This is a genomic window from Flavobacterium sp. KACC 22763 (genome assembly GCF_028736155.1).
In the GTDB taxonomy this organism is placed as follows: domain Bacteria; phylum Bacteroidota; class Bacteroidia; order Flavobacteriales; family Flavobacteriaceae; genus Flavobacterium.
Window position 1 is genome coordinate 2,821,790 of record NZ_CP117879.1, and the last position, 21,974, is coordinate 2,843,763.

Below are 21,974 nucleotides of genomic sequence, written 5' to 3' on the forward strand. Positions count from 1 at the left end.
CGAGCGATAGCGAATAGGCGAAGCAATTCACAAATTTTTATTTACAAAAATAGAATTAATGAAATTCGTGAATTCATGGCGATAAAAATACTAGCAGATTCGTGGCAGCTGTTCTCCCACTAAAGGATTTACCACTCTTTTGCCTCCAAAAGCGCTTTCAATAATTATTTTTGAAGGATGCTCAGCAGTGATAAAACCAATTTCTGATGCATTTGGATTTATTTTTTGCAAAATTCTCAATACCTCATCTTTAATTTCGGGTGCAGCGACACAAACAAAAATCCCTTCGTTTGCCACATAAAGCGGATCTAATCCTAACAACTCACAAGCACTTTTTACCTGATTTTCTACCTTTATGTTTTCTTCTAAAAGTGAAATCCCCAAATTAATTTCTGTCGATATTTCATGTAGAACCGAAGCTAATCCGCCACGGGTTGCATCTCTTAAAAAATGAATTTTGTCTCCAAACTGCTCTATTAATTCTATAACTGTATGGTTTAAATTAGTGGTATCACTCAAAATATCACTATCAAATTCCAATCCTTCACGCTCAGACATAATCGCCATTCCGTGCGAAGCTATTGCTCCGTTTATGATTAAAACATCATTCTCTTTAATATTTCGAGTTTTGATATCTGTCTTTTCATGAATGATTCCAATTCCGGAAGTATTGATATAAATTTTATCTCCTTTTCCTCTCTCTACAACTTTTGTGTCTCCAGTGACAATTTGAACATTCGCGTTATCAGCCGCTTGTTTAACAGATTTAATTATTTCGGTAAATTCATCCAAAGAAAAACCTTCTTCAATAATTAAAGCCAACGAAAGATATTTTGGAACCGCACCGCACATCGAAAGATCGTTCACTGTACCATTTACGGCAAGCTCGCCAATATTTCCTCCTTTAAAAAATACTGGAGAAATAACATAACTATCAGTTGAAAAAGCCAGATTTCCACTTAAATTTAAAAATGCGCCATCATGGCGTACTTCCAAAATATCATTTTTTAAGATCTTAAATATTACCTCATTTAGTAATTTAGTCATATGTTCACCTCCGCTTCCGTGGTGGAGGTGAATCACTTCAGATTTTTTTTCCATTTTAAAAGTATTAAATCTCTTCGCCCATTTCTTTTAGAATCTCCATTGTTCTTTTGGCTTCGGCTTCATCAATAATACCAATGGCTGCACCAACGTGAACCAAAAGATAATCGCCAATTTTAGCCTCTGGAACAAGAGCCAGATTGACTTCTTTAATAATCCCTTCAAATGAGACCTCTCCTATTCTAAAGGTTTCATCAAGTTCTAATGTGACTTTTTCAAGTCGTCCAGGAACTGCTAAGCACATATTTATTTTTTTATAGATTGCGTTAAAAATTCGTACCAGGCAGATAAGCCTTCGCCTGATGCTGCAGAAACCTCAAAGAAAGTCAAATGCGGATTCACTTTTTTTGCGTATTCTTTTAGTTTTTCCAAATCAAATTTCAAATAAGGCAATAAATCAATTTTGTTGATCAGGCAAATTTGCGATCCCAAAAACATATCCGGATATTTAAGTGGTTTATCTTCACCCTCCGTAACTGATATAATTACAACTCGTTTTAGTTCTCCTAAATCAAACATCGCTGGACAAACTAGATTGCCAACATTTTCTATCATTAAAATAGAATCGGAAACGGGTTTGAGCTCTTTTACTGCTCTTGCAATCATTTCACTATCCAAATGACAACCTTTCCCTGTATTGATTTGAATTACTGGTACATTTAATTTATGAATTCTATCGGCATCATTGGTCGTCTGCTGATCTCCTTCAATTACTGAAAAAGCCATTTTGTCTTTCAAATCAGCAATTGTTCTTTCCAATAGAGAAGTTTTACCAGAACCCGGCGAACTCACTAAATTGATAGAAAAAATATTCAGAGCTTCAAAAAAACCTCTGTTTCTCTCCGCTGTCAGCTGATTTTTGTACAATATATCCTTTTCAAGCTGTACAATATTTATTTCATGAGAATGGCTGTGAGAATGATCGTTATGATGATGGTGATCGTGGTCATCATGCTCATGATCATGATCATGGTGATGGTCATGGTGATGATCTTCATGATCATGATGGTGATGATGGTGGTGATGTCCATAATGAGAATGAGAATATTTCTCTCCTATTTTAGTAAATCTTATTTCGTTTTCATCAGAACTGCATCCGCAAGTGGTACACATAATTATGCTATTTAATGATTATTTTTTTGATTTTCAATTCTTTGCCCGTGATGATTTCTTTAAAAGGGCTATTGCAATTTGGGCAGCTGTCAAAGCTTTTATCAATATGAAACTCCGTTTCACATTCGGCGCATTTTGCTTTTCCTTCAGGCTCATCAACAAACAATGTTGCCTCATTTAAAACAGTCCCAACAATACATTGCGGCCATATAAAATGAAAAGAACTCATTTCGACACCTGATAATTTTCCTATTTCCAAATAGATTTCAAGAGCTTTTCCTCCTCCAATTTTTTTCACTTCCTGATCGGCAATTTTTACAATTGAAGTAACAACAGAGAGTTCATGCATAATTTATCGTTTTTTCAAAATATATTTCAATCTCACAAGATATTACCAAAACATTTTTCAAAAACTGACAATTGTCACATTTACACCATAAATGTTTAGATAATTTTAAAATTTCTTTTTAAACAAAACCAAGCATTTTTTTAATCTATAATTTAAAACAGAAACGGATGGAGGAAAAAAATAATGAAAACGAAACCTATTTCAATAGTATTGAAAGACAAGGTTACAGCAGGAGAGATTTTTTAAAATTTGTTGCTTACATTGGAGCCTATATGGGCGTTCAAAGTTCTGCCATTGGTCAAATTGCCAAAGCTTTGGAAACTACTCCTCGACTGCCCGTTATTTGGGAGCATTTTCAGGAATGCACTTGCTGTAGTGAATCTTTTATTCGCTCTGATCATCCAATTGTTGCTGATATTATTCTGGATAAAATTTCTTTAGATTATACCTTAACCTTAATGGCAGCATCTGGGCATCAGGCTGAAGCTGCTAAAAAAGCCACAATGGACAAATATAAAGGTGAATATATTCTTTGTGTGGAAGGTTCAATCCCTATGGGAGCCGATGGAAACTACTGCTGTATTGGAGGACGAAGCGCTTTAGATATTCTTAAAGAATCTGCAGCTGGAGCAAAAGCTATAATAGCATGGGGAAGCTGTGCTACCTCAGGTTGTGTTCAAGCCGCAAAACCTAATCCAACTGGAGCTGTGCCTATAAACAAAATTATTACCGACAAACCTATAATAAATGTCCCGGGCTGTCCGCCAATTGGTGAAGTTATGGCCGGAATTATTGTGCATGTTGTAGCATTTGGAAAACTACCTGAATTAGACAGTTCTGGTCGTCCAAAAGCTTTTTATTCTAAAAGAGTCCACGACAGCTGTTACCGAAGACCCTATTTTGATGCCGGATTATTTGCAGAAAACTTTGATGACGAAAATGCGAAAAAAGGCTATTGCTTGTATAAAGTAGGATGCAAAGGGCCTAGCACTTACAATGCTTGCGGAAACATGAAATGGAATGGTGGCGTTAGTTACCCAATTCAATCTGGTCACGGCTGTATTGGCTGTAGTGCCAATGATTTCTGGGATGCAGGAAGTTTCTATTCTAGAGATTCTTCAATAAATCTTGGAAATATTGAGGCAAATGCCGATACACTTGGTAAAGTTGCACTTGGCGGAGTTGCTGTGGGTATTGGAGCTCACGCTATTCTTTCGAATGTATCAAAAAGAAAAGAACTGAATCAAAGAATCAGTCAAGGAACTGAAAACGAAAAACACTTAGAGGATTTATAATCTATAAAGAAATAAAATGGCAGAGAGAATAGTTGTAGACCCAATTACACGAATAGAAGGACACTTAAGAGCCGAAGTAGAAATTTCAGATGGCACTATCAAAGAAGCGTTCTTATCCTCAACAATGGTTAGGGGACTGGAAAATATTGTTAAAGACAGAAACCCGAAAGATGTTTGGGCATTTGTACAAAGAACCTGCGGCGTCTGTACCGCAACTCATGCAACCGCATCTGTACGTTCTGTTGAAGATGCATTAGGAATTGTGGTTCCGCCCAATGCCGAAATTGTGAGAAACATTATGCTTGGAGCTTTATATATGCACGATCATGTCGTTCACTTTTATCATCTCCATGCTTTTGATTGGGTTGATGTTTTAAGTGGCTTAAATGCTGATCCTGTAAAAACATCACAATTGGCACAATCTATTTCAAATTGGCCTAAAAGTTCGCCAGGTTATTTTTCTGATCTTCAAAAAAGATTGAAAAAATTTGTTGCCAGCGGTCAATTAGGAATTTTTGCTAATGGATATTGGGGACATCCACAAATGAAACTACCGCCAGAGGCCAATTTGATGGCAACGGCACATTACCTTGAAGCTTTAGAATGGCAAAAAGAAATTGTAAAAGTACACGCCATTTTTGGGGGTAAAAATCCGCATCCTAACTTTTTAGTTGGAGGAATGGCCTGTTCTATTAATCTTGATGACGCAAGCGGACTAAATGCTGAAAGATTGGCTTTTGTGAGACAGTTATTAGAAGAGGGAAAACGTTTTGTAGAGCAAGTATATCTTCCAGATGTTCTTACTATAGCGAGTTATTATAAAGACTGGGGAGCCATTGGCGGTTTTCATAATTTTATGACTTTTGGTGACTTTCCAACTCAAGGACATAACAATACAAATATCAATACTTTCAAATTTCCGTCAGGGGTTATTTTGAATAAAGATCTAAGTAAAGTCCATGATTTAGATTTAAGAGACTTAAAAACAGTCGAAGAATACGTAAACAATTCCTGGTATGATTACGAAGGAGACGGAAATTCGGGAAGGCAGCCTTGGTCTGGAGAGACTAAAATAAACTACACAGGCCCAAAACCTCCTTATACCCATTTAAACGTCGATGAAAAATACAGTTTCATCAAAACACCAAGATGGAAAGGTCATGCTATGGAAGTTGGTCCGTTGGCAAGAATGCTGGTTGGATATGCATCTGGAAGAGAAGAATTTAAAGAAAGTGTGGATCGTGCTTTATCACAACTGCAAGTTCCTGCTGGAGCTTTATTCTCAACATTAGGGCGTACTGCTGCAAGAGCTTTAGAATCACAATTGGTAGCCACTTGGAATTTAGAATTCTTTGATAGTTTAATTGAAAACATCAAAAAAGGCGATACTAAAATGGCCAATACAGAAAAATGGGAAACCTTAACTTGGCCAAAAGAATCACAAGGAGTTGGTCTTGTAGAAGCACCAAGAGGGGCATTAAGCCACTGGATTGTAATTAAAGATGCTAAAGTTGCCAACTATCAGCAAGTAGTTCCTTCAACTTGGAATGCATCACCAAAAGATCCTAAAGGACAACGTTCTCCTTATGAAAGCAGTTTATTGAATACCCCTATCGCAAATCCTGATCTGCCTCTAGAAATTATTAGAACCATACACTCTTTTGATCCTTGTATTGCATGCGCAGTTCACTTATACGATGAAAACGGTGCTATCATAAAAGAGGTAAACGATATAACAATTTGCGGTTCTTAATTTAAACTGTTCAGCATGTCAAAAAAAACTAACGATTATAAAAGAGCTTATATATGGCAGTTACCCATTCGAATTTTTCATTGGGTAAATGCTTGGGCTATTACAGGATTAGTCACAACAGGGTTTATTATTGGTAATCCGCCAGGATTAATTTCTACCAAAGAAGCTACAGACCAATTTTGGTTTGGATACGTTCGTGAAATTCATTTTATGTGCGCTTATTTACTAGTTGCTGTTATGATTTTGAGAGTTTATTTTGCCTTTAAAGGAAATAAATATGCCAATTGGCGAGTCTTCTTCCCGTTCAAAAAAGAGGGCTTCAAAAGAATGTGGCACGTAATTAAATTCGACATTTTTTTACAAAACGAAGAAACGCACGGTTCTCCTACAGGAGCTGTAGGTCACAATAGTGTGGCTGCAGCATCATATTTAGTCATGTTTTTTATGGGACTTATTATGATTGGAACCGGATTTGCCATGTACGCTCCCACTTCGACTTGGTTTTTTCCTAAAATGTTTGGCTGGGTAACCAACTTAGTTGGAGGAGATTTGAATGTTAGAATGATTCATCATTTTACTACCTGGACCTTTATTTTGTTTGCGATCGTTCATATCTATTTGGTTTTCTTCCACGATTGGTTGGAAGGCTTGGGCGAAACATCGGCTATGGTGAGTGGCTATAAATTTGTTCGCACAGAAAGAATCAAAAAAGACAATAATGAACTTCTGGAAACAGAAACAGCGAATCAAGATCCAGTACAAACAAAGGATTTATAATTGCAAATATGGAAACAGAAATTAGCACCAAAAAAATAGACCAATTTCATTCAGATGGCAATGACATACTTGTACTTGGAATAGGAAATTATTTAATGGGAGACGAAGGTGTGGGCGTTCAGTTTATAAACAGAATAGATAAAACTCAATTTCCTGAGAATATTTCCTTTATTGACGGTGGCACTGGTGGCTTTACTTTAATTCCCTACATTGAAAATCATCAAAAGGTAATTATTGTAGATGCCACAATGGATGGCAAGGAAGAAGGCACAATCACCCTTTTGAAACCACGTTTTTCAGAAGATTTTCCCATTTCGTTAAGTGGTCACAATTTCGGACTCAAAGATATGGTCGATATCTTGTCCATGACAGATACTATGCCCGAAATTTATTTATACACCATTACCATTTTAAAAATGGAGCCAATGTGCATGCAACTTTCTCCAAAAGTAGATGCTGCGATCGAAAAAGTAACCAAACAAATTATACACCAAATAGAAAAATTTAAAATTAAATAATAATCACTTCTGTTGAACCCTTCATTTCAAATAAAAATTTCTGGTACTGTACAAGGCGTAGGTTTTCGTCCGTTTGTATACAATCTGGCCGTCAAATTAAAATTAAAAGGATATGTATCTAATGCTGAGTCTGGTGTAATTATAATTGTGCAGGGAAGTGACAAAATAGTAACTGAATTTTATTCCGAAATTAGACGAAAGCATCCAAGAAATGCAAGAATAAACGAAATACAAATCTCTGAAATTTCAATAGAGCAAAAGTTTGATTTGTTTTTTATTAAACCTACTGAGAAAAATATTTCTGTCAATTCGCCTCTAACTCCAGATTTTGCAATATGCAAAAATTGCAAAGACGAAGTTTTAGATCCAGAAAATCATCGCTATTATTATCCTTTTATTAGCTGCACATCCTGCGGACCGCGTTATGCGATTGCAGAAAAATTTCCTTTTGAAAGAGAAAATACGAGCATGAATAAATTTAAAATGTGCGAAGTATGTCTTGAAGAATACCAAAATCCTTTAGATATTCGATTTCATTCTCAAACCAATTCCTGTCCTAATTGCGGTGTGCAAATTTCTTTTACAGATAATAAAGACACCATTATTTCAGGAAGCAATAAAGAAATTTTTGAGGCAATTGCAGAAAAATTAAACGAAGGAAAAATAATTGCTGTAAAAAACACATCTGGTTATTTGCTGCTTTGCGATGCTACAAGCAGCCAAACCGTTCAGGAATTACGCAATAGGAAAAAACGCCTAACAAAGCCGTTTGCAATACTATTTCCAGACACGAAACAAATCGAAAATTATTTATTCTGCCATAAAACAGAAAAAAATGCCATTAAATCTGCCCAAGCTCCAATTGTAATTTTACCTCTTAAAAAACAATTGGATTTAGCTATAGATCAGATCGCTCCAAACATGAAAACAATTGGAGCTATGTTACCAAACTCTGGAATTTTGCATTTAATTTCAAATTTATTTCAAAAACCTTTAGTCGCTACTAGTGGTAATTTCAACGGATCGTCAATTTTTGCTGATCAGGATGAAGCTATCAAAACGCTAAACCCTATCGCTGATTATTATCTGCATCATAATTTAGAAATTCAGAATTCACAGGACGATTCTGTTCTTAAATTTTCACGAAAAAATAAGCAGAAGATTTTTCTGCGTCACGCCAGAGGTTTTGCTCCAAATATTGATTTTTCGTTTTTACAAAACACTTCAGAAAAACTAATCTGTCTTGGAGCTACTTTAAAAAACACCATTACCATAACACCAAATAATCAGGTATATACGAGTGAATACATTGGCGATTTATTAAATTTTGATACTTATAACAGATTCGAAAAGAAAATAAAAAACTATCAGCATTTTTTTGATTTCTCTCCAAAAACTGTTCTGTGCGACCAGCATCCTAACTATGAAAATAACAAAATCATTTCGACATTCTCACATAAGGATACAAAAGTAGAAACGGTAAAAATTCAGCATCACGAAGCGCACTTTGCCGCTATTTTAAGTGAAAAAAAACTTTGGAAAAGATCTAAAATATTAGGTGTTGTGTGGGATGGAGCTGGGTTTGGAAGCCAAACAGAAATATTTGGAGGCGAATTTTATGAATATGACCACAGCACTATAACCCGAATTGGACATCTGGAATATTTCGCTTGGATTTTAGGCGATCAAATGGCTAAAAACCCAAAAATAGCTGCACTTTCAATTAGTAAAAACAGCAGTTATCTTCATTCTCACTTTAACAAAAATGAATTAAAAGTTTATAGTAAACTCATTAAAGAAAACTCGATTAAAACCTCATCAATGGGACGATTAATCGATGCTGTTGCTTTTATTCTGGGATTTACAAAACCTATTTTATTTGAGGCCGAAGCTGGAATGTACTTGGAAAATCTGGCTCAAAATGCTTTTAACAAATCTGAAATTAAACTGAGAGATTATCTAAAAGATGAAAAAATAACCCATTTATTGCCTACAAAAAAACTTTTACTGCAAGTTGCCAAAGCCGTTCAAACCAATAAAGATTTAGAGATGATTGCCCTTAATTTTCATTTTACTTTGGTAAAATGTATAGAAAAAATAGCGGCCTTTTCAAAATTAAAAGAAATCGCTTTTAGTGGCGGTGTTTTTCAAAACTCAATTCTTGTTGATTTGATTATTGATCATCTAAAGCCAAAATATAAACTGCATTTTCACGAAACACTTTCTCCAAACGACGAAAACATCTCCTTTGGACAACTTAATCATTACTTACATCTAAAAAAATAAATTATGGACATTCTTGAATTATTAGGACATATAGGCAAAACCGTAGAAAAAGATAAAATTTCGTATTCGGCTGGAGTTGTAATGGCTTTAAGCTTGAAAGACATTGGATTTGAAGAAATTAAATATGAAGATTATGTAGACGGAATGAAATCTGTTTTTGAAAAGAAAGGAGAAAAAATATCTACAAAACGTTCTATCGAAATCTTCAATAATTATGTCGCTCTTTTGCAGGAAGAATTAAAAGTGAAAAATGCGGCTATCGGAACTGCTTTTTTAGCTAAAAATGCGGCTAAAGAAGGTATTATTTCTCTGCCAAGCGGTTTACAATATGAAATTCTAACAGAAGGAAATGGCTCAAAACCAAAAATTACCGATACTATCAATGTAATTTATGAAGGTTATTTATTAAACGAAGATGTTTTTGATTCAACCAAAGATACAGGTCCTCAAAAAATGAAAGTATTACAAACTATAAAAGGTTGGCAGGAAGCATTGCAATTAATGCCCGAAGGCTCACGCTGGAAAGTTTACATTCCGCATGATTTGGCTTATGCCGAAATGGGAGCGCCACCGGTAATTCAGCCCAACTCTACTTTGGTATTTATAATTGAACTTTTAAATATCGTTTAAAATGAAATACTTGTCTGAATATCGAAATCCAGAATTAGTTAAACATTACATCAATGAAATCCATAAAATAACCACAAAACCGTGGAATATTATGGAGATTTGCGGTGGCCAGACCCATTCACTTGTCAAAAACGGACTGCTGGATTTATTGCCAGAGAATATAAGAATGATTCATGGTCCGGGATGTCCGGTTTGCGTTACTCCTATTTCGTTAATCAATAAAGCGATTGAATTAATGAAGCAAAGCGTAATTCTATGTTCTTTTGGAGATATGATTCGGGTTCCGGGTTCTTCAAAAAGTTTACTGCAAGCCAAAGCAGAAGGTGGCGATTTACGAATTTTATATTCGCCATTGGAAGCAGTAAATATTGCCTCTAAAAATCCAGATAAAGAAGTTGTCTTTTTTGCCGTAGGCTTTGAGACTACCGCTCCCAGTAATGCATTGGCGGTTCTTCACGCCCAAAAATTAGGTTTAACCAATTTTAGCTTATTGGTTTCACATGTATTAGTTCCACCAGCAATGGAAGCTATTTTATCTGATGAATTTTGCAATATACATGCGTTCTTAGGCGCCGGACATGTTTGCACGATTGTAGGCTTGGAAGAATATTATCCTATTGCAAAAAAACACAAAATACCAATTGTTGTTTCCGGATTTGAACCTGCTGATATGGTTCAAGCAATTTATCATACTATTTTACAATTAGAACAAGGAAAACATGAGGTAGAAAACCAATATACAAGATTGGTAAAAGAAGAAGGAAACCTAAGAGCTAAAGAAGTTGTAAATACAATTTTTACTATTGGAACTCAGGAATGGAGAGGTATCGGAGCCATTGAAAACAGTGGTCTTGTAATGAGAGAAAATTACAAAATGTATGATGCCAATAGCAAGTTTTCTATAAAAACAACAAACAGTACGACAGATAATTTGTGCATAGCTGGTCAAATCCTAACCGGAAACAAAAGACCAAATCAATGCCCTGAATTCGGAAAAAAATGCAAACCTTCAAATCCGCTAGGAGCACCAATGGTTTCATCTGAAGGCGCTTGTGCAGCCTACTTCAACTATTTATAAATTTAAAATGATTGGATTATTAATTACCATTTATGCCGGACTAGAACATGCTTTTGAAGCTGACCATTTATTGGCTGTTAACAATCTTGTTACAAATAGAGTCAAAATTAAAGATGCTCTTAAAGACGGAATGTTTTGGGGAATTGGCCATACTGCCACTATTTTTATTGTAGGCGTTATTATGATTGGCTTCAAAATTTCAATTAACGAAAACATATTTAGCTATCTCGAAGCTGTGGTTGGCTTAATGCTGATTACACTGGGCGTAATTCGTTTATTTAAATTATTATATAAAAAAAGACATTCGCATACGTATTGCCATAGCCACGAGCATACGCATAGCAATGGGGTTACACATACGCACATGCATGCTCATACCTATTATCACTCACATCCAATTGCCTCTTTTAAGCATGTCCATTTTGACGGATCGACAAACTACAAAACAGCTTTTGGTGTTGGACTAATTCATGGTCTGGCAGGAAGCGGATCTTTGGTTATTTTAGTCATTTCGCAAATGAAAACACCATTGGAAGGATTACTATATATCCTAATTTTTGGAATTGGTTCTATAATAGGAATGTTTATCGCCTCGGGACTATTTAGTATTCCGTTTACCAAAAGCGTTCTCAAATCTCAAAAATTACAACATGCATTAATTATAATTTCTTCGGTAATTTGCATCATCTTCGGATTCAAGATTGTTTATACCAATTTATTTTAAAAACTAAAGCAGTCTCCATAATTTTATGTCTTAATTTACACCCACTTTTTTGCTTTTCGGCTTGCACATTTTATTGAAGTAAAATATCAGGATAAGCTAAATTTGATTCCATAAGGTAAACTACTGTTTTTAAAAGGAAAAAAAAACTGTTTTTTTCATTATTCATTATAATTCTAATTAACATATAAGAATAGCTTAATGATATCTTAAGGCTATTATTTAAGACTCATTTGATGTGATAAATATCTTTGTCACATGAAAAAAATGATCCAAAACGCCGCCTTTATTATTATCTTCCTTCTTGCAAATCAATTTTCATTTGGTCAAAAAACAAATGCTATAACAGGAACTGTATCTGATGGAAAAGCTCCCATTGAATTTGTTGATGTTATTTTAAAAAACATAGCCGATTCAACAAAAACGGCTAATTATGCCACAACAGATGTTTCAGGAAATTTTTCTTTAGAAAATGTTCCTTCAGGAGATTATCATCTTCAATTTAAATTAATTGGTTTTAAAACCATTTTTCAAAAAGTAAAAGTTTCTGAAAATCCAATTTCCTTAGGAACAATCAAATTGCAAAACGACAATAATTTACTCAATGATGTTGTTGTAAAATCACAGAAAAAACAGATTCAGAAAACAAACGAAGGCTTTATTTTTAATGCTGTTTCGAATATTTCACAAACAGGCGGAACCGCTACAGATATGCTAAAAAGTATTCCAACTGTTGCCGTTGATGCTGAAGGCGGCATTACCTTGAGAGGAAAATCTCCTATGATCTTGATAAACGGAAAAAATTCTGCCATTACCAACATGGATCAGATTACCGCGAGCAGCATCGAAAGCATCGAAATAATTAGTAATCCAACGGCTAAATATGATGCAAATGCCGAAAGCGGCATTATTAATATAAAGCTTAAAAAGAACAATCTAAGCGGTACAAATGGTGCTGTAGCTTTAGGCGCAGGTTTTGGAGCAAAAGGGAGAGTCAATAGTTCCCTTCTATTTAACCATAAAACAGAAAAATGGAATTTTGGTTTAGGATATGACAATCGTTTTGCCGGAAGAACAAAGAAAATAAATGCTGACCGAACAAATTATTTTATTGATGACGAACATTACATTCATCAAAATAGAAATGATGAAAGAACCGAAGGCCTTCAGAATTTGAAATTAAATATTGATTTTTCTCCTAATGAAAAAAACAGCTTTTCTTTTGAAGCATTAGGAAATATCGAAACTCAAGACAATGATGAAACTTTATACACGCAAGTAAATACAAGCGCTAATGCATTTTTCTCTAACAACAGAAGACATTCTTTAGAACTGGAACGTTCAAGAGTTGGTGAGCTAGCTTTTACTTATGATCGAAAATTTGATGATGACCGAAAAAGTTTAAATACCTCAATTACTTCTTCTTTCGGAAAACACAGAGAAAACACTGATATTGATACTTATAATTATGATCAATACCAGCAACAGATTGGTGACGCGCAATTACAGCGAACGCACAATTATGAAAACCAAAATATTTCTAATGCAATTGTTAATTATACTTTTCCAATTTCAGAAAAATCGATTATAGAAACGGGTTACAAAGGGACTTTCAGGTTTTTTAATTCAGATTTTGAAAGTGCTGATATGGTTAATGGTGATTATGTTGTAAATCCGTTAGCGACCAATACTTTTGAATTTAACGAACAGATAAATGCCGTTTATGGTCTAATGAATTCTTATATTGGCGATAGCGAAACCCCAAAATGGAAATACAATTTAGGTTTGCGAGCAGAAAATGTTTCCAATACTGGCGCAACGCAAAATAACAGTGACCGATTTAGCAATAATTATTTGAAACTCTTTCCGTCAGCTTCTTTGCAATTGAATTTAAAATCAGATGAATTTATCAAATTAGGATATAGCAAACGAATTAATCGTCCTGATCTCGATGATTTAAATCCATTTATTGATATTACAGATGCATTGAATCCGCATGGAGGAAATCCGTACTTAAAACCAGAGATTATTCATATTGCTGAAATAAGCTATAATAAAAACTGGGAAAATTATTCCTTTTCAACCAATGCCTTTTACAGAAATGCAACTGATGCAATTAGACAATATGCACAGCTTTTAGACAATGGAGTAGTTTTGCTCCAGCCACAAAATATTGGAAGCACTGTTACGTATGGTTTGGAAACAATTTTCACCCTTAAACCAGTTGGCTTTTATGATGCCAATATTAGTTTAACAGCTTTTCAGCAAAACATTAACGCAGACAACTTACCACAAGCACAAGATATTGTAAGCAGTGCATTTAGCTGGTACGGAAAAGTGATCAACAACTTTGTTCCGTGGAAAGGCGGAAAACTTCAGATTATCGGAAATTATAACTCGGCCGTTGCCACTCCGCAAGGAAAAAGAATTCCAATTTATAATGTTGACATGGGATTTCAACAGAAACTCGGAAAAGGAAATGCTCGATTAGGCTTGGTCGTAACCGACATGTTCAACACTTTAGAAAGTGGTTATAAAAACAATACGCTTTTGTTTAGCAATCACCGCACCAACAAATCAGACACACGTGCTTTGATGCTTACTTTTGCTTACACTTTCAGATCAGATTTTAAAGAAAAATTACTCGAAAATCAGTTTTCTACAGAGTAAAAACTTACCTAAAATAAATAAAACATAAAAATTTCATTCTTGTATTTTTAAGCTTCCATTCTATAAAAAAAATGGATTATATTCGCCCAGCAAAAAATCAGCCACTCGATTTTTTCAGCCCAAAAACACTTAAACCTACATAGAATGAAATTTTTAAAATTACTTTTTGTTTTCAGCTTATTCTTTGCTGTTACGCCATCGCATTCACAAGTTCACGTAGATCCGATTATTCATAATTCTAAAGAGCGTTATATTACTACAACTATCGGATATCCAATTCCTGGAACTTACGCTCCTTTAAATCAAAAACAACCTATTACGGTATTAAATCCTGATGGAACAGGTTTCATTCAGGCTGAAGATTTGAGCAAGCAAAAAATTAACTGGGGAATAGAATGCACACAAGAAGGCGTTCCTGTATTCAAAGAAGGATTTAACAGTGCCTCTTATACCTTCTGGTACAGACCAAATGATAGCGAAGAATGGTATTATTCTCAATTTTCTATTCATTTTGTCAAGAAGAAAATGTTCTTAATGGGCGAAAGAGTGAAAGAATACGTAGATTACAACGTTCAATAAACTGTAAAAAACAGTCGCCTTATTAAATATTTATTCAATTTTACCCTCATTTTCTACCAAAAAGAAAACGTTTTCGTTGAATTTTAATAGTACCCGTAAATTTTCCGATTAAATTTTATAAATTTAAAAATCATACCCGATTTTTATTTAATTTGCAATAATAATTCAATATATTAAACATGGTTTCAATCACACGCCTTTTTGATTTTCCCTATTATCAACAAGAAACTTACAACCTTCCAGTTGCTCTCGCAACCAAAAAAAATGGAGTCTGGGAAAAAACATCTAGCGAGGAATATATTGCAAAAGCAAATGCTATTTCGAGAGCATTATTGCGCATGGGCGTTCAGAAAGATGATAAAATTGCTTTAATAAGCTCAAATAACCGTACTGAATGGAATGTAATGGACATTGGTATCTTACAGACTGGTGCGCAGAACGTTCCAATTTATCCAACTATTGCAGAAGAAGATTACGAATATATTTTAAACCATAGCGGCAGTATTTATTGTTTTGTTTCTGATGAAGAAGTTTTACAAAAAGTAAATGCTATTAAAGCCAACGTGCCTTCATTGAAAGAAGTTTATTCTTTTAATGAAATTGATGATTGCAAACACTGGTCAGATTTATTGATTTTAGGCGAAGATGATAGCAATCAAAGCGAGGTTGAGGCTAGAAAAGATAGTATTCATACAGATGATTTAGCTACTATTATTTATACCTCAGGAACAACAGGAAGACCAAAAGGCGTTATGCTTTCGCACAAAAATATTGTGTCGAATGTTTTAGACAGCTCGCCAAGAATTCCGTTTGATCCAGGAAAAAGCACGGCATTAAGCTTCTTGCCTATCTGCCATATTTTTGAAAGAATGATTTTGTACATCTATCAATATTATGGCGTATCGGTTTATTTTGGAGAATCTATTGATAAAATCAGTGATAACTTAAAAGAAGTCCGTCCAACTGTAATAACAGCTGTACCAAGACTTTTAGAAAAAGTTTACGATAAAATTTATGCTAAAGGAGCTGAATTGACAGGAATCAAGAAAAAACTGTTTTTCTGGGCTATCGATTTAGGTTTAAGATATGAACCATACGGCGCAAATGGCGCTTGGTATGAATTTCAATTAAAAATTGCCCGCAAACTGATTTTCAGTAAATGGAAAGAAGGTTTGGGTGGAAATCTAGATTTAATGGTTTCTGGAAGTGCCGCTTTACAGCCACGTTTGACGAGAGTTTTTGCTGCTGCAGAAATTCCAGTTATGGAAGGTTACGGTTTGACTGAAACTTCACCAGTAATTGCCGTAAACGACCAAAGAAACAAAGGCTTTAAAATTGGAACTGTCGGAAAACCAATCCGTAATGTAGAAGTGAAAATTGCCGAAGACGGAGAAATTCTATTAAAAGGGCCAAACGTAATGTTAGGTTACTACAAAGATCCTGAAAAAACTGCTGAAGCTGTAATTGATGGCTATTTCCATACAGGAGATATTGGAGAAATTGACAGCGAAGGTTTCTTAAAAATTACAGATCGTAAAAAAGAAATGTTCAAAACTTCTGGTGGTAAATATATTGCTCCGCAAATGATCGAAAATGCTATGAAACAATCTCGTTTTATTGAGCAGATTATGGTTATTGGTGAAGGAGAAAAAATGCCTGGAGCTTTTATTCAGCCAAACTTTGAATTTGTAAAAGAATGGGCAAAAATCCATAAAATTACTTTAGGAAGTTCTGATGCAGAAATCAGCGCAAATCCAGATGTAATTAAACGTATCGATGAAGAAGTAGAAAGCATCAACAAAAAATTCGGACACTGGGAACAAGTAAAACGTTTTGAGCTTACTCCAGATGTTTGGTCTATTGATGGTGGACAACTTACACCGACTCTAAAATTGAAACGTAAAATCATTAAAGAGATTTATAAAGATCTTTACGGAAAAATCTACGGAAACAATTAATAAATCAGAATAATATAAACCCAAAAGAAAAGCTGTCTTAAAATTTAAGACAGCTTTTCTTAGTTTATAAAAACAGGTATTTTTGCTTTGAACAGTAAACCATAAATCGTTTATTTTAGCTTTTCTCTAAAACTGAAAGCTATGCCTTGGAATGTACTAGAACAAATATGGAAACGCACCGTAAATCAGGAAAGCTCCAATTCGAATAATGCCAACTGGGATAACGAGGTAAAAACCCTTTACCAATTAGGCATTGGCATGGAAGATACTTTGCAGTTTTTATATTTCGAAAAACCCGATTTTGAAACTTTTAAAATTTGGATTAATAACCGAAAACGCGATACTGCTCCCGAAACCGAAGATTTAACTGAAAATGTCCTATCTGAACAAGATTTAGAATTCTGGAATCAAAATGGCTATGTTGTAGTCAAAAATGCCATTTCTAAAGAAGATTGCGAAGACACTCAAAAAGCCATTTGGGAATATCTCAAAATGGATCCTAATAAAAAGGAAAGCTGGTACGAAAGGCATGAAGATCAAAAAGGGCTTATGCTTAATTTTTCTGATCATAAAACTTTAAACCGTAACCGTTTTTCTCCAAGAGTAAAAAAAGCATATGAACAGCTTTATAAAACCACTAAAATTTACAAAACGATTGATAAGGTAAGTTTTAATCCGCCTGAAACAGAGAATTTTAATTTTCTGGGAAGTCCGCTTCATTGGGATATGAGTTTGAAAAAACCTTTGAATTTTGGCCTTCAGGGCTTGCTTTATTTAACTGATTGCGGGCCAAATGATGGCGCTTTTCATTGTGTTCCAGGTTTTCATAACCAAATTGATCAATGGCTAGACGAAGTAGAACCTCACGAAAATCCAAGAATAAAAGCGTTGCAGACTCTTAAAGCAAAACCAATTGTAGGTGATGCAGGAGATTTTATTATTTGGCATCAGGCACTTCCGCATTGTGCGACACCAAATAAAGGAGAAAAACCGCGAATGGTTCAATATCTCACTTATCTTCCAAATGATTATAATGCAGCTGGAGAGTGGATTTAAACCATTCTAGTTTTTTAGACACCAATGCAAAATCTTAGCGATGTTTTTAGCATCGTCAATTCCGCGGTGATGTGTTCCTTCTAACGGAATATTCAGCAATGCAAGCGCGCCGTTCATTCCGGTTGGTTTGACCAGGCCAAACTTTTCGGCAAAATGCTCTTTTACATTGATATGCTCCTCTCCCATCGGATACGGAATTCCAAACGATTTACATTGTTTTTTCAGCATATTCAAATCGTACTGCCCGTAACTTGCCCAAGTATATAAATCTGGATTGTATTCGTCCTTTAGCAAATCAATAGCTTCTTCAAAACTTACTCCATTTTTGTCAAGCAAATCTTGTGTAATAGTCGTCAGTTCAGTACAAAACGGACTGACATTAGAACGCTGGGGTTTAATTAAAATTCCTTTGTTTTTTGAAATTTCCCCAGTTTCGGTATCTAAGACCGCCAATCCGATTTCAATAATTTCATTTTGCTGTCCGCTCGGGACTGCGCCTTGCCAACATGTGGCTTCTAAATCGATAATAATTATTTTATCTGTTGTTTTCATTTTTTTAAATTTTATAATTCTCTTATAAAGAGATTTTATTTCACGAAGATTTCCTTCAATTGACCAATTACGTTTCCGCCACCAGAAATGGTTATTTCACCAATCTTGTCTGCGATTTTTTCAACGTACTCCATCTCTTTCAACTTCCACAACATTTCGTTTTCCTCCATCAGCTTAGCTGTGTTTAGCAAACTTCTTGTTGCAGCCGTTTCTTCTCTTCTCATGATGCTGTTGGCCTGTGCTTTTTTCTCAGCAACCAAAACCTGATTCATAATCTCTTTCATATCTCCTGGAAGAATTACATCTCTAATTCCAGCGTCTGAAGTTTTTAAACCTAAGTTTTCGATTTTTGAAGCCACTTCTGCTAAAATTTCCTCAGCAATAGCATCTTTTTTGTTTAACAATTCATCCAAGGTCAAACCTCCAATAAAAGCTCTCAAAGCCAATTGCATTGCTACATACAGCTGCTTTTCAAAGTCCTTGTTTTCTATCAAAGCTTTCATAATATCAACCACTTGGTATCTCACAAAGAAATTGATTCTTAATCCTGCTTTATCTTTAGTCAACAATTCCTGACCAGAAATTTCTAATTGCTGCTGTCTTGTATCAACAGTTTTCACTTCGATTGTAATGACGTTATTCCAGAAATAATGTGTCCCAGATTTCAATTCTTTCACAAAAGTTCCATTCACAAATAACAAAGCTTTGTCATTGCTTGCCACAATGAATTTTCTTGTGAAGTATCTCATCTTAACATTTTCCAATAAGTTTACTGGAATATTTTCTGTGATTTCAATCTTAGACAAATCTGCTTTAATGAATTCATTTTTTACAACTCCTTTCCAAAAAGCATATTTCCCTGGCGTTAAAACTTCTTTGAAATTTCCTTTTACAAATTGTAATACAATTTCGTTATCGGCAACCTCAACAACTTCCAAAAGAGATGCCAATACTTCATTTTGCAATAAAATATCCAACTCAAAAGGAGCCTGAAAAGATCCGTTTAGATCGTAAATCATAATGTTTTTGTTTCCAAAAATCCAGTGTAATCCTTCTTTTAATACTTTTTCTAATTTTCTATTTTCGAACACCAAGCCTACTTGGTAAGTTTCGATTTTAATTCTTTTTATCATAATATTTTTTTTGTTTAAAGTTTAAAGTTTCATGTTCAAAAATCTTTAAAACCTCTATACTCTATTCTCTTTTTTCTATTTTCTTCTTAATAAAAAAACCTCTTTGCCTTTCTCCTCTAAGAAAAACGGACGAATAGTTTGTTATTTGTCTACCTGAATTGTTTCTGATTCTATTTTATTGAGAGAATCCCCAAATTCTCTTAACAATCAAATCAAAAAGAAAACAAACTTTTCAAAACACATTGCGATTCGCACTGGCTTTATCAGAGTGTGAAGCATCAGATTCTAAAATCCTAGTTTCACTGACAAAGACAAATCAGTTTTTTCTAATGGTCATCTTTTTAAGAGTGATGGTCTCTACTGTTTACAGATTTTCAGTCTGTTGACTTACCGGATTCGTCCAACCGAAACGTGTTCGGTGCAGGATTCGAACCTGCATAAACATTCTATTACTCTAACCAACTGAGTTACCGCATTACTACGGATGGGAATCGAACCCACGACAAATAGATCGTGTGATAATTTTTTGGAAAACCACCAAAACCTCCAAATCAAGTTGCATAGAAAAACATAATTCGCTTTCGCGGAAAGTTCTCTACAATGGTGCTATACAGAAACACGCAACTGGACTTGTTTGATATTTTTAACCAAAGCCGAAACTTTGATACATTTCATTTTATAAAAGAACTTGTTTTATTTCTTGAACAAATATTCAAATCGAACTGCGCAATTATTTTGCGTAGAAAATAAAAAACTAAATTCGGGTAGATTTGCATTACTCGGTGATAGACGCACTGCTGTGCGTCTCTACCGAATATCTCTTGTTTTTAGAAGAACATGCTTTTAAAATCTAGAAAGAAACTTCTTTTCTTAGACTTTTTTTCATGCTTCTCCTTTTTAGCAGATTTCTTTTTTTCAAAAACTGCTTTAGCTTTCTCAATCCGTTTAACTGGTTTTATTTCTTCAGTTTTAGACATTTCGTAGAACTTTTTAAAAGGACGTGGTTCAAAATCTACCAAAATAGCTGCCATGTTTATAGCATCAATGTTTGACGGATCTGTTTCTCCCTTGAAGAAAGTTTCGATAGGTCTGAACTTATCTTTTTTCTCCTTAAACTTATTCTTTTTGCTATGATCGAAATCTAAGCCCAATAGGTTGCTGAAAACGTTCAAGTCATCCTTTGTTGGGTTGTTTTCGAAAATTAGCCAGCACAAATCACGAAGTTTTCCACGAGAAGGCTTGTACAAATAATCAAAGTATTTGCCTTCTTTTTCTATTTCGTATTTTTTTCTAATTGCTTTTTTATATTGTTGTAATGTATTGTTTTGCATGGTATTTTGATTTTGTAATTCTTGGGAATCTCAGGAAATCGAAGGCTTTTCTAAGAAATCCAATATCACATAAGTTCAAAAGCACCATTGCTTTACCAGAGAAAAATCTCTAAATGATATATATAATTTCCTTAAAACGCACCTTTTCTTTCCATAGGTTAATCAGTTCCAAATCTTTCTTTTTAATTGAGGCAAATGACGGTTCACTTGACTCCAGTTTGTCTGTTTGACCACTATGGCCCGACGCAAATCCTATTTCTTGATTCATCCTTAAATTTTTTATTGTTAAACTTCTTTTTAAGTTTCTGAGGCACTAAGATGTTAAGCTCCTAAGCTTTTTTAAACCTTTGCTCCTCTTTCCCTTTATTCCTTTGTCCCTAGGACAAAAAAAAAGCACCCAATTAAAGGTGCTTCTATAACAAATACGATATAACTATCCTATTGCCTATATTGATGCACCGACATGTAAAAGCATTCACGATCCGAAATCGCGGCTACTAATCCTGGGTTGTGTATGTATAATTTAAAACTCATTTTATTTGTTTTTTATAATTGTTGTTGTTGTTGTTGTTGTTTTCTGAAACGCTTTGTTTCAATTTTGTTCGGCAAAGATATGATGGAAAAAATCATATTTCCAAATATTTTTAAGAATAATTTTCTGATTATCAGTTAGTTAAACTAAAAATAAAGACAAAGAAATTCCTGTCCGCAAACTAGTGCAGATCTTCATTTTGTATCAAATGACTGTTACTCATTAGATTACTTTCCAAGACTATATCTTTCTATTTTTATTAATCATTAAACATTTTGGCTAAATATTTTTTTAGTTTTTTTAGTTCTGGTTTGTTTTTCTATCATTTTCTTGTCATGTTGAGCGAAGTCGAAACATCTTTTTTAATATCATCAGCAAATTCAAATTACTCTAAAAGCAAAAAAAGCGTCCTCAAATGAGGACGCTTTTCTATTTTATGACGAGTTTGACTCTAATTTCTATCTTACAATTTCATAAAAATATATATGCATCCTGAGCTTTCAGCTGAAGAATCTCCGGCTAAAGGTTCAAAAAATGTG

Annotated in this window: 19 protein-coding genes; 12 read left to right on the forward strand and 7 right to left on the reverse strand. The window is 34.4% G+C overall.

Annotated features, from left to right (window positions below):
* Nucleotides 1-90 precede the first annotated feature (90 nt).
* From hypE to PQ463_RS11345, 4 genes are read right to left on the reverse strand one after another with little or no spacing between them, the layout of a single operon-like run.
* Complete coding sequence (gene hypE / locus PQ463_RS11330) at nt 91-1,101, reverse strand: hydrogenase expression/formation protein HypE (RefSeq protein WP_274253793.1); 1,011 nt, start codon at nt 1,099-1,101, stop codon at nt 91-93.
* Nucleotides 1,102-1,111: 10 nt separating this feature from the next.
* Nucleotides 1,112-1,348, reverse strand: a complete 237-nt coding sequence (locus PQ463_RS11335) for a HypC/HybG/HupF family hydrogenase formation chaperone (protein ID WP_274253794.1) — start codon at nt 1,346-1,348, stop codon at nt 1,112-1,114.
* A 2-nt stretch (nt 1,349-1,350) separates the two neighbouring features.
* Nucleotides 1,351-2,217: a hydrogenase nickel incorporation protein HypB gene (hypB, locus tag PQ463_RS11340; RefSeq protein WP_274253795.1), complete on the reverse strand. Its 867-nt coding sequence runs from the start codon at nt 2,215-2,217 to the stop codon at nt 1,351-1,353.
* Between the two features lie 7 nt (nt 2,218-2,224).
* Complete coding sequence (locus PQ463_RS11345) at nt 2,225-2,566, reverse strand: hydrogenase maturation nickel metallochaperone HypA/HybF (protein WP_274253796.1); 342 nt, start codon at nt 2,564-2,566, stop codon at nt 2,225-2,227.
* A gap of 167 nt (nt 2,567-2,733) precedes the next feature.
* Here PQ463_RS11345 and PQ463_RS11350 point away from each other — a divergent pair, with 167 nt between their 5' ends.
* The 12 genes from PQ463_RS11350 (at nt 2,734) to PQ463_RS11405 (ending at nt 17,887) form a co-directional block, all read left to right on the forward strand.
* The gene (locus tag PQ463_RS11350; RefSeq protein WP_274253797.1) at nt 2,734-3,861 is read left to right on the forward strand and encodes a hydrogenase small subunit; all 1,128 of its coding nucleotides are present in this window, start codon (nt 2,734-2,736) and stop codon (nt 3,859-3,861) included.
* A 16-nt stretch (nt 3,862-3,877) separates the two neighbouring features.
* Nucleotides 3,878-5,614 (forward strand): nickel-dependent hydrogenase large subunit, encoded by a 1,737-nt coding sequence (locus PQ463_RS11355; protein ID WP_274253798.1) that lies wholly within the window; start codon nt 3,878-3,880, stop codon nt 5,612-5,614.
* A gap of 15 nt (nt 5,615-5,629) precedes the next feature.
* Nucleotides 5,630-6,391 carry a Ni/Fe-hydrogenase, b-type cytochrome subunit gene (cybH, locus tag PQ463_RS11360; RefSeq protein WP_274253799.1) on the forward strand — a complete coding sequence of 254 codons (762 nt, stop codon included), beginning with the start codon at nt 5,630-5,632 and terminating at the stop codon, nt 6,389-6,391.
* A gap of 8 nt (nt 6,392-6,399) precedes the next feature.
* Nucleotides 6,400-6,909 carry a HyaD/HybD family hydrogenase maturation endopeptidase gene (locus tag PQ463_RS11365; protein WP_274253800.1) on the forward strand — a complete coding sequence of 170 codons (510 nt, stop codon included), beginning with the start codon at nt 6,400-6,402 and terminating at the stop codon, nt 6,907-6,909.
* 12 nt (nt 6,910-6,921) lie between these two features.
* Nucleotides 6,922-9,195, forward strand: coding sequence for a carbamoyltransferase HypF (gene hypF / locus PQ463_RS11370; RefSeq protein ID WP_274253801.1), 2,274 nt, complete (start codon nt 6,922-6,924; stop codon nt 9,193-9,195).
* 3 nt (nt 9,196-9,198) lie between these two features.
* The gene (locus PQ463_RS11375) at nt 9,199-9,825 is read left to right on the forward strand and encodes an FKBP-type peptidyl-prolyl cis-trans isomerase (RefSeq protein ID WP_274253802.1); all 627 of its coding nucleotides are present in this window, start codon (nt 9,199-9,201) and stop codon (nt 9,823-9,825) included.
* 1 nt (nt 9,826) lies between these two features.
* Complete coding sequence (gene hypD, locus PQ463_RS11380) at nt 9,827-10,903, forward strand: hydrogenase formation protein HypD (RefSeq protein WP_274253803.1); 1,077 nt, start codon at nt 9,827-9,829, stop codon at nt 10,901-10,903.
* Between the two features lie 7 nt (nt 10,904-10,910).
* On the forward strand, nt 10,911-11,627 hold the full coding sequence (locus tag PQ463_RS11385; RefSeq protein WP_274253804.1) for an urease accessory protein UreH domain-containing protein: 717 nt from the start codon (nt 10,911-10,913) through the stop codon (nt 11,625-11,627).
* A 255-nt stretch (nt 11,628-11,882) separates the two neighbouring features.
* A complete protein-coding gene (locus PQ463_RS11390) occupies nt 11,883-14,294 on the forward strand; it encodes a TonB-dependent receptor domain-containing protein (RefSeq protein ID WP_274253805.1) in 2,412 nt (803 codons plus the stop codon).
* Between the two features lie 144 nt (nt 14,295-14,438).
* A complete protein-coding gene (locus PQ463_RS11395; RefSeq protein WP_274253806.1) occupies nt 14,439-14,873 on the forward strand; it encodes a hypothetical protein in 435 nt (144 codons plus the stop codon).
* A 179-nt stretch (nt 14,874-15,052) separates the two neighbouring features.
* The gene (locus tag PQ463_RS11400) at nt 15,053-16,831 is read left to right on the forward strand and encodes an AMP-dependent synthetase/ligase (protein ID WP_274253807.1); all 1,779 of its coding nucleotides are present in this window, start codon (nt 15,053-15,055) and stop codon (nt 16,829-16,831) included.
* 141 nt (nt 16,832-16,972) lie between these two features.
* Nucleotides 16,973-17,887: a phytanoyl-CoA dioxygenase family protein gene (locus PQ463_RS11405; RefSeq protein ID WP_274253808.1), complete on the forward strand. Its 915-nt coding sequence runs from the start codon at nt 16,973-16,975 to the stop codon at nt 17,885-17,887.
* 6 nt (nt 17,888-17,893) lie between these two features.
* On the opposite strand, the gene PQ463_RS11410 is transcribed toward PQ463_RS11405, so the two are convergent.
* The 3 genes from PQ463_RS11410 to PQ463_RS11420 form a co-directional block, all read right to left on the reverse strand.
* Nucleotides 17,894-18,439, reverse strand: a complete 546-nt coding sequence (locus PQ463_RS11410) for a 3'-5' exonuclease (RefSeq protein WP_274253809.1) — start codon at nt 18,437-18,439, stop codon at nt 17,894-17,896.
* 35 nt (nt 18,440-18,474) lie between these two features.
* Nucleotides 18,475-19,572 (reverse strand): slipin family protein, encoded by a 1,098-nt coding sequence (locus PQ463_RS11415; protein WP_274253810.1) that lies wholly within the window; start codon nt 19,570-19,572, stop codon nt 18,475-18,477.
* An 827-nt stretch (nt 19,573-20,399) separates the two neighbouring features.
* Entirely contained in the window at nt 20,400-20,903 is a 504-nt protein-coding gene (locus PQ463_RS11420) for a hypothetical protein (protein WP_111426411.1), read from the reverse strand.
* Nucleotides 20,904-21,974: the final 1,071 nt, after the last annotated feature.